The 6,067-nt window shown below is 52.5% G+C and carries 6 protein-coding genes and 2 pseudogenes; 3 read left to right on the top strand and 5 right to left on the bottom strand.

The genetic code is table 11. The features are described 5' to 3' along the window. Positions 1-1,269, top strand: a 1,269-nt coding sequence (locus FTT85_RS17805) for an IS91-like element ISVsa3 family transposase (RefSeq protein ID WP_179989166.1), incomplete at its 5' end; no start/stop codon positions are given. 673 nt (positions 1,270-1,942) lie between these two features. Then, complete coding sequence (mph, locus tag FTT85_RS17795) at positions 1,943-2,830, top strand: Mph(E)/Mph(G) family macrolide 2'-phosphotransferase (RefSeq protein WP_071830579.1); 888 nt, start codon at positions 1,943-1,945, stop codon at positions 2,828-2,830. Positions 2,831-2,903: 73 nt separating this feature from the next. Here mph and FTT85_RS17790 read toward each other — a convergent pair whose 3' ends face one another. From FTT85_RS17790 to sul2, 3 genes are all read right to left on the bottom strand, one after another. After that, positions 2,904-3,368 (bottom strand): ATP-binding protein, encoded by a 465-nt coding sequence (locus FTT85_RS17790; protein ID WP_071830580.1) that lies wholly within the window; start codon positions 3,366-3,368, stop codon positions 2,904-2,906. A 61-nt stretch (positions 3,369-3,429) separates the two neighbouring features. Then, complete coding sequence (locus FTT85_RS17785) at positions 3,430-3,678, bottom strand: phosphoglucosamine mutase (RefSeq protein ID WP_071830581.1); 249 nt, start codon at positions 3,676-3,678, stop codon at positions 3,430-3,432. A gap of 86 nt (positions 3,679-3,764) precedes the next feature. Then, positions 3,765-4,580 (bottom strand): sulfonamide-resistant dihydropteroate synthase Sul2, encoded by an 816-nt coding sequence (sul2, locus tag FTT85_RS17780; RefSeq protein WP_001043260.1) that lies wholly within the window; start codon positions 4,578-4,580, stop codon positions 3,765-3,767. A gap of 89 nt (positions 4,581-4,669) precedes the next feature. Here sul2 and FTT85_RS17775 point away from each other — a divergent pair. Continuing rightward, positions 4,670-4,897 (top strand): annotated as a pseudogene (locus FTT85_RS17775) (IS4 family transposase); the annotation flags it as partial. A gap of 197 nt (positions 4,898-5,094) precedes the next feature. On the opposite strand, the gene FTT85_RS17770 reads toward FTT85_RS17775, so the two are convergent. Both FTT85_RS17770 and FTT85_RS18900 read right to left on the bottom strand, forming a co-directional pair. Beyond that, positions 5,095-5,775 (bottom strand): LysR family substrate-binding domain-containing protein, encoded by a 681-nt coding sequence (locus FTT85_RS17770; RefSeq protein WP_109354582.1) that lies wholly within the window; start codon positions 5,773-5,775, stop codon positions 5,095-5,097. Positions 5,776-5,778: 3 nt separating this feature from the next. Next, a pseudogene (locus tag FTT85_RS18900) lies at positions 5,779-6,067 on the bottom strand (LysR family transcriptional regulator); the annotation flags it as partial.

The raw sequence follows: 6,067 nt of genomic DNA, 5'->3' as shown, positions 1-6,067 counted from the left end.
TGCGAGTCTTGCCACGCCGAGCACCTGGTCGCTTTCAGCTGTAAGCGTCGCGGTTTCTGCCCGAGCTGTGGGGCGCGGCGGATGGCCGAAAGTGCCGCCTTGCTGGTTGATGAAGTACTGCCTGAACAACCCATGCGTCAGTGGGTGTTGAGCTTCCCGTTTCAGCTGCGTTTCCTGTTTGCCAGCCGGCCCGAGATCATGGGGTGGGTGCTGGGCATCGTTTACCGCGTCATTGCCACGCACCTGGTCAAGAAAGCGGGCCATACCCACCAAGTGGCCAAGACGGGCGCGGTCACCCTGATCCAGCGTTTTGGATCGGCGCTCAATCTGAATGTTCACTTCCACATGCTGTTTCTCGACGGTGTGTATGTCGAGCAATCCCACGGCTCAGCGCGTTTCCGCTGGGTCAAGGCGCCGACCAGCCCAGAGCTCACCCAGCTGACGCACACCATCGCCCACCGGGTGGGTCGCTATCTGGAACGGCAAGGCCTGCTGGAACGGGATGTCGAAAACAGCTATCTGGCCTCGGATGCGGTGGATGACGACCCGATGACACCCCTGCTGGGGCACTCGATCACTTACCGTATCGCTGTCGGTTCACAGGCGGGGCGAAAGGTGTTCACTTTGCAAACTCTGCCGACCAGTGGTGATCCGTTCGGTGACGGGATTGGCAAGGTAGCCGGGTCCAGCCTGCACGCCGGCGTGGCGGCCAGGGCCGATGAACGCAAGAAGCTCGAACGGCTGTGCCGGTACATCAGCCGCCCGGCGGTATCCGAGAAGCGGCTGTCGTTAACACGAGGCGGCAACGTGCGCTACCAGCTCAAGACGCCGTACCGGGACGGCACCACGCACGTCATTTTCGAACCATTGGATTTCATTGCAAGGCTGGCCGCCCTGGTACCGAAGCCCAGAGTCAACCTAACCCGCTTCCACGGGGTGTTCGCACCCAACAGTCGGCACCGGGCGTTGGTCACGCCGGCAAAACGGGGCAGGGGCAACAAGGTCAGGGTGGCTGATGAACCGGCAACACCAGCACAACGGCGAGCGTCGATGACATGGGCGCAACGGCTCAAGCGTGTTTTCAATATCGACATCGAGACCTGCAGCGGCTGCGGCGGCGCCATGAAAGTCATCGCCTGCATTGAAGACCCTATAGTGATCAAGCAGATCCTTGATCACCTGAAGCACAAAGCCGAAACCAGCGGGACCAGGGCGTTACCCGAAAGCCGGGCGCCACCGGCTGAGCTGCTCCTGGGTCTGTTTGACTGACGAGCCTGAAGGCCAACGATACCAATCAAAATGCTGCGTTCACAGCGCCGCGGCAGGGATCCGCCGTGCTGGTTGTCGGAAAAGGAGCCGCTAGTGGGAAAGAGGAGGGTAAATTTTCAGCGTTGCTGGCTCCCCGTCAGCCGGATTGGGTTGCATCGCAGGGGTGTCGAAAGAGTCAACTGCGGTCCAAAGCTGTTGGACTTGGGTGAAAAGGGCGTTTATTCTTCCTATACGTGAACCGCATCCTACGGAATGAGTAACCCTTGCCCTATTGTGAGTAGAACGTCGTATAATTCAAACGAAAGCAGTTAATAGGTATGAAATATCACAGCACAAAAGAGCGACAGGACATGTTTAGATGATGTTATTATAAAATAATAACATCATGGATGAATAAAAAATAATTTTCTATCTTTACAACTATGTTATACTTCTATGATAAGGCTATGATGGCAAAGCCTTGGTTTTCCTAATCAAATAGTCGCCGAGATGGCTTCAATGCGACAGTAGGTCTACTGTCTCACAATTAATTCATGTATCAGATTTTTGTTCCCTGATGGGAAGTGTTATCCATACGAAAAGAATATGGGTAAAGTGTTACACCTGTATATGACATTCAGAATGTCCTGTCGGGGGAACTGGTACCAATTTAATAAAAGAAAACAGTATAGAAATGACAATCGAAGATATGCAAACATTAGCCCTAGAGCATGGGCTGAGAATTTCGGAAGAGATGAGCGTCAATGAGATGGGCATCGACTTTAGAGTTGCCTTTGTAAAGGAAGTAAACGGTGAGAACTGGGTACTCCGTATACCTCGAAGAAGCGATATGCTTGAACAAATCGAAAATGAAAGTAGAATATTGGATTTAGCCAAAAGAAACCTGTCGATCAATGTCCCTGATTGGAAAATTGTATCGGAGCGCCTAATAGCCTACCCTTTACTGGAGGATGCGCCTGCTCTGACATTCGATGCGATAACACATGAGGTTTCTTGGAACATAGATCGCGATAGCATAGCTTATGTGGAGTCTCTGGCAAAATCATTGGCCGAATTACATCGTATTACAGCTGACGATGTGAGAAAGAGCAACTTGAAAATAATGACTCCAAGTGAATTGAGGACCGAAATAGCTGACCGTATCCACTTGGTGAAATCTGAGATAGGTATCAGCGAGCCGTTGGAAAACAGATACCGTAGATGGTTGGACAATGACCCTTTGTGGCCTGAATTCACTTGTTTCATCCATGGCGATCTCTATGCAGGGCATGTCTTAACCTCGAAGGAAGGTAAGACCTCTGGTATCATAGATTGGTCTACTGCGCATATGGGTGATCCTGCACTGGACTTTTCTGGTCACGTATCGGTTTTTGGAGAGGATAGCCTGAAGAGTTTGATAACGGAGTATGCTAAACAAGGCGGAACGATATGGGATAGGCTCTACGAACAATCTATAGAGAGGGCTGCTGCAGCTCCATTAGCATATGGCGCTTTTGCGGTAGAGTGCAACGACGATAATCATATCAATGCCGCCAGAGCAGCCTTAGGTATTGTTCAATAAAATGATGTGAGGATACTTTTTTAAATGCTAAAATAGGAGTTCGATTGGTGCCACTTAAGAGTATCATTGATTTCTATTTTAGCCAGTATCCTCCACTTTTAGGAGCTCCTCGAAACTCGATTTTATGATCATCTCTTAAGATTTTGAGCCACCGCTCTACTATCTTGACAGGAACTAATAGCTCGTTTACTAAAAATGGTGCACGCTTTCCTGGATTAGTTCTTATCTGATTAAATAGTAGATTTACTCCCTCACTTACTCCCTCATTAGATTCGAAAAGTAGCTTTGATGAGACAATAACTCGAAAACCGTGCTGGAAATTTTCAAAGACAGGGGGACGCAGACCATAGGATGCGAAGCCTTCTTGGATTCGTTTGATGCCTGACCCATATTTTTCAATAAAATGCGCTTCTTTGAACGTGGCAGATATCCTTTTATTGCGCGCCCATGGCGAGTAATCTTCACGAAGAAGCTGATCAATCGTTAAGTTATCAGCTAAACCACCTGGATTGAAAAACTCTATGGAATTGTAATACACCCTGATTATGGAATCGGCAAATTAATTTGGACTTGGGTGAAAAGGGCGTTTATTCTTCCTATTACGTTGTCGGCAGCGGGCCAAAAAGGAATACGTCCATGCCCATCGAGGTGAAACCGGCTGTGAGCGCGGGTTCAAGCATATAGCCCGACAGGCGCGTATCCTTGCCGATCACGACACGATGGCGGTGGTCACCGCGACGAAAGACACGGCCAGCCGCCATGCCGACGCGCAAGGCGGTTTCCGCCGTCATCGCGCCTTCGTTGGCTTTGCCACGAATACCGTCTGTGCCGAAATATTTGCGCACCATAAGGTCGATTATCCTGTCGTCGGGTCGCCCTCAAAGGGGACATGCCTGCTGAACCGCGAATATAGAGAAATATCCCGAATGTGCAGTTAACGAATTCTTGCGGTTTCTTTCAGCGCCGCCAATACCGCCAGCCCGTCGCGCAAGGGGCGCGGCTCGTGTGTGCGGATGAAGTCAGCTCCACCTGCGGCGGCGGCAAGCTCTGCAGCGAGTGTCGCGGCCCCGACATCCCCCGGACCACGGCCTGTGAGCGCGCGCAGAAAGGATTTGCGCGAAACAGACAGAAGCACCGGCAAATCGAAGCGCAGCCGCAATTCATCGAACCGCGCCAGCACCGAGAGCGAGGTTTCGGGAGCAGCCCCCAGAAAAAACCCCATGCCGGGATCAAGGACAAGGCGGTTGCGTTTGATACCGGCACCCGTCAGCGCCGCGATGCGCGCGTCAAAGAACGCCGCAATGTGATCCATGATGTCGCCAGCGGGTGCCTCGCGCCGATCTGCCTGCCCGTCTTGCACCGAATGCATAACGACGAGTTTGGCAGATGATTTCGCCAATTGCGGATAGAACGCAGCGTCTGGAAAACCGCGAATATCATTGAGATAGGCCACACCACGCGACAAGGCATAGGCTTGCGTCGCGGGTTGATAACTGTCGAGCGAGACGGGAATGCCATCTGCCTTGAGCGCGTCCAGCACCGGCGCGATACGCGCGATTTCTGTGTCGGACGAAACAGGCGCGGCGTCGGGATTGCTGGATGCCGGACCGAGGTCGATCACATCTGCCCCCTCGGCCATCAGCTTACGCGCCTGCGCAATGGCTGCGTCTGGCGCCAGATACCGGCCTCCATCGGAGAAACTGTCCGAGGTTATGTTGACGATGCCGAAAATGATGAGCGATTTATTCATGGGGGCTTCTATAATAATCTCTGTACACGACAAAAATAGATAACTCATTGAAATAATGTCACAATAATTGTTTTCTAACGACGAATACTATGACACATCTCAATGAGTTATATCTTATCTTAAACAAATCTCTAAAATGGAACAAGTCACATTTAAAGTGCTTTGCGCTCATCATGCTTGTGATTATTTTAAAGCAAACATGTAATCTTTCTTCTGCATCTAAAGCCTTGCCCATCAAGTGTTTACCACAATCATTTTATCGACGTATGCAGCGCTTCTTTGCAGGTCAGTATTTTGATTATCGTCAAATTTCTCAGTGTCATCACCAGAACGATGGTGATGACTACGGCGATCTGACCCCAAAGGATTCGGCCTCCGCGCAATGCAGGCTCCAGTCGGCAAAAGAGACGGAGCCGATCAGAGAGTAGGCAAAATCGGGACGGGCAACAGGAAAGAGGATGCCGGAGGGCTGCCGGATACTATCGGCGGCAAATAGGATGGATCGCCTGTGCCGTTATCGTGCCGGTCGAGTGCCATCCAGGAAACGATTGGGCGAATCGCCGTCACGCTTCATTTTGCCTGCGAGGTTGAGTAGATTTTTCAGTGCGGAGTTGCGATTGAACGGCGACCAGACGGCTGTAAAGGCAACCGGCTCCGGTTCATCGAGGAAGGGCAGGAAGACGATGCCGGTCGTCGGCAACAATGACGTTGCCTCGCCGACGATAGTGATGCCGAAGCCTTGTCCGACCATAGATAGCAGCGTGTCGCGCCCCACATCAAAGCGCCGGATCGACGGTGCGGGCCAACGCCCGGCAAGGCGCAGCACGATATGGTCATGGACCTGCGGGCCGGTGCCACCATAGCGAACAATGAAAGTCTCGCCGACCAGATCGGACCAAGTGATTGCGGACTGCCCGGCGAGGCGATGCCCATCCGATAGCACGGCCACCAGCGGTTCGGTCCAGATCGGTCGGGTATGGCAGTCGGGCATCTCGGGCTTGCCCGCGACGAACACCACGTCGAGCTGGTCAGCACGAAGCTGCATCACCGCATCGCGGGCTGTGCCTTCGGTGATCTCAACCTCAATGCCCGTATGTTCTTCCCGATAATGACGGATCAGCTCCGTGAGAAAGCTGCGTGGGATTAAGGCATGGATGCCGATGCGAAGCCGGCCGTATTCTCCTTGAGCTGTCATGCCTGCGGTCTTCACTGCGTGATCGAGTTGATCGACACCCGCCGTGACACGCTCCATGAAGTGCCTGCCTGCGTCTGTTAGCCGAACGCCCCGCGCATGGCGCTCAAATAGCAGGACACCAAGGTTATCCTCCAGCGCTTTCACACGCGCGCTGACGCTCGACTGGCTGATACCAAGTGCCTTGGCCGCATGCCGAAAATTCAGATGCTCGGCGACGGCGATGAACTGAACAAGGGAAATGAGCGGTATCCTGCCAGACAGGATACCGACATTCACGAGGTTTCGATGGTTA

The organism is Acinetobacter sp. YH01020, from assembly GCF_013420275.1.
GTDB lineage: Bacteria > Pseudomonadota > Gammaproteobacteria > Pseudomonadales > Moraxellaceae > Acinetobacter > Acinetobacter amyesii.
This window is presented reverse-complemented; position numbering and strand designations above follow the sequence as displayed.

What these genes read in the sequence shown, in the direction of transcription:
- mph (WP_071830579.1), top strand. Translation starts at nt 1,943, where the DNA reads ATGACAATCGAAGATATGCAAACATTAGCCCTAGAGCATGGGCTGAGA.
- FTT85_RS17785 (WP_071830581.1), bottom strand. Translation starts at nt 3,678, where the DNA reads ATGGTGCGCAAATATTTCGGCACAGACGGTATTCGTGGCAAAGCCAAC.
- sul2 (WP_001043260.1), bottom strand. Translation starts at nt 4,580, where the DNA reads ATGAATAAATCGCTCATCATTTTCGGCATCGTCAACATAACCTCGGAC.
- FTT85_RS17770 (WP_109354582.1), bottom strand. Translation starts at nt 5,775, where the DNA reads ATGACAGCTCAAGGAGAATACGGCCGGCTTCGCATCGGCATCCATGCC.